Raw genomic sequence first — 2580 nt, 5'->3', positions numbered from 1 at the left:
GGCACGTTCGCACTGGCCGCCGCCGCCGGGTGCCCCACGGTGGTGCCCTCCGTGATGACCAGGCCGACGTTGTTGGCCGCCCGCCGCGCGTAGTAGGCGGCCACGTCCGGGCCGGGTACGCCGCCGGGGGAGCGCTCCCGGGTCATCGGTGCCATCACGATCCGGTTGGGCAGCGCCATCCCGCCGATGGTGACCGGCTCGAACAGCAGCTTCACCGCTTCGGCGTGCAGGTCGGTGCTCATGATCTTCTCCCTGTGGTCACGGTGTTCCCGGTGGCGGCACCTTCGGCGGCGTCGTGTCCGGTCGTCCGGTCGACCTCGTCGGCGGTGTTGGTCGCGGCGATGTCGCGTTCGGCCAGCGACACGGCCTCCGCGACGGTGCGCACGGTGGGGAAGCCGAAGGCGTCCACGATGCGGGTCAGGCGGTCCTCGATCGTGCCGCCGACCACGTGGTAGGGGATGCGGTACTCGTCGAGCGTGCTCAGCAGCAGCTCGTCGGACAGCGCCCGGAACCGCTCCGACACCGGCCGGTGGCCATCGCTGACCAAGGGGAACTCGACGGGCAGGTGCACGAACGCGTCGTAGGTGCGCTTGGCGTGCTGCTTCACGACCGCACCCATGTTGTCGATGACTTCCGCGAAGAAGCGGAGCTCACCGGTCGGGTCGGCGGGCGGACCCGGCTCGTCGCCGGGGTTGATCCCCACCTAGAGGCGGACCTTGCCGTAGACCCACTCGTGGATGGAGGAACCGTCGGAGATGAAGCCGCCCGGGAGGTGGCTCTCGTGCACCGCCCGCTCGGCGTAGCGGCGCATCCCGAGCTGGAACAGCTCCGGGGCCGTGCACTCCTCCAACCGCTTGCCCGGCAGCGCTTCGGGCAGGATCTCCCGCATCGTCTTGGCGTGCGTGCGCGGGATCCCGGTCAGGTGCGACAGCGCGATGGACGTGGTGGTCTTGCCGGATGAGTAGGTACCCGAGATGGCCAGTTTCACTGCTGTTCCCCCTGAGTGGTGGGCAACTGGTGGGCTAGCGAGTAGGCGACGTGGAACCCCTGGCAGTCACCGACGAAGTCGGACGCGCGCCACGTCCCGCCGGCGAGGCTCAGCAGGCGGTCGCGGACGACGGTGGTCGAGATGGTGAACGGGTTGGCCAGCGGCTGGTACGGCGTGGGCGCCGCCATGTCGATGCGGCGCATCCACAGCGTGTTGCTGCGTCCGCGTTCGATGCCGTCGACCCGGTACAGCAGCGCCTGGGCGAGTTGGGCCATCACCACGGTGCAGTCGACCATCGTGAGGGCCGGGTCGTAGGCCGCGGCCAGGTCCACGTCCGCCCGCGCGGCGGGGACGACCGCGACACCGGCCTCGGCGCGACGGGCCTCGACGTCCACGAGCAGGTTGCCGATGTGGTGGACGCGCTCCTTGTAGCCGTCGACCCAGTACCGCGAACCGGTCGACGCCTCCGCGCCGATGTCACCGCCCGCCGGGAACGGCTCGGCGCCGGGGTGCTCCACCTCGTATGGCACCTTGATCCGACCGATCCGGCAGTCGAACCGGGACACGTTGCCGCACAACGCGTCGGGATCGCGCCGGGTCTCGACGAGCCGGACCTCGACGGTGAAGTCCGCCAACTGCTCCTGCGGCGCGGCACCCGACTTCATCGTGCAGCGCCGCAACCACATCCGGGTGCGCTGCCGCGCGGTGAGCCGGAAGGTGTGGACGAGGTGCGTCTCGACCAGGCGGACGCCGAGCACGAGCGCGTCGATGGTGCTCAGGTGCGGGACCAGTTCGGCGTCGCGGGACTTGCGGGACCAGTCCGGCGGGTAGCGGATCGAGGCCGCGGCGGTGAGCCCACCGGCGGTGGGCCTCAGGTCCGCCAGGCTCTGGGAGACGCGTTTGTAACCGGAGCCGAAGAAGCGCTGCGCGCCGGGTCCGAGGGCGTCGTCGATCGACGCCACGGTCACTGTGGTGGTCATCAATGATCCCTGCCGTCAGGCGGTTCTCTCGGGTGCCAGGTGGTCGACCAGGTCGCGCACCGTGCGCACCTCGCGCAGCACGTCGTCCGGGATGCGGCAGCCGAGCCTGGACTCCATCTCGGTGACCACCTCGGCCACGAACAACGCGTCGGCGCCGAGGTCGGTGGTGAAGGACGTGTCCAGGCCCACCGGGGCGGTCGGGGCCAGTTCACCGATGACGTCCCGGGCGCACCGCAGGACGTGCAGGCGGGTCGTCGGTCGGGCGACCGGCTGCCCCACCGGCAACCGGACCACCTGCGTCGCGCAGGTCATGCCCGCGGTGAAGCCCAGCAGCAGGGCCGACCCTCCGGGGGTGACGCCACCGGAGTCGAGCAGGTGGCGCATGGCCAGCGGGACGGACGTGCCGGCACCGGTCCCCGCGTGCCCGACGCCCCTGGCCACGGCGACGTGGGCAGGCAGCGCGAGGCCGGCCACCAGCGCATCGGTGATGCCGTCGCAGCTCTGGTGCGGGATGAACGCGTCGAGGTGCTGCTTCTCCACGCCGGCGTCCGCCAGTGCCTGCTCGGCCACGCGCACGAAGTGGCCCGACAGTCGGCGCAGCACCTGCGTGCC

2 protein-coding genes and 2 pseudogenes are annotated in these 2580 nt (G+C 71.3%); all 4 read right to left on the bottom strand.

The genetic code is table 11. The features are described 5' to 3' along the window. Nucleotides 1-242: pseudogene (locus AB0G02_RS34925) on the bottom strand (12-oxophytodienoate reductase); the annotation flags it as partial. After that, nucleotides 239-988 (bottom strand): annotated as a pseudogene (locus AB0G02_RS34920) (ATP-binding protein). The pseudogenes AB0G02_RS34925 and AB0G02_RS34920, both read right to left, overlap by 4 nt. Next, nucleotides 985-1968: an AvrD family protein gene (locus AB0G02_RS34915; protein ID WP_360803115.1), complete on the bottom strand. Its 984-nt coding sequence runs from the start codon at nt 1966-1968 to the stop codon at nt 985-987. Before AB0G02_RS34915 ends, AB0G02_RS34920 begins: the two are co-directional and overlap by 4 nt. Nucleotides 1969-1983: 15 nt before the next feature. Beyond that, the coding region (locus AB0G02_RS34910) for a 3-oxoacyl-[acyl-carrier-protein] synthase III C-terminal domain-containing protein (protein ID WP_360803113.1) at nt 1984-2580 on the bottom strand (597 nt) is incomplete at its 5' end.

The sequence above is a fragment of the Actinosynnema sp. NPDC023658 genome (genome assembly GCF_040639995.1).
In the GTDB taxonomy this organism is placed as follows: domain Bacteria; phylum Actinomycetota; class Actinomycetes; order Mycobacteriales; family Pseudonocardiaceae; genus Actinosynnema.
Note: the sequence above shows the minus strand (reverse complement) of the source record. Positions and strands in the feature narration are given on the sequence as shown.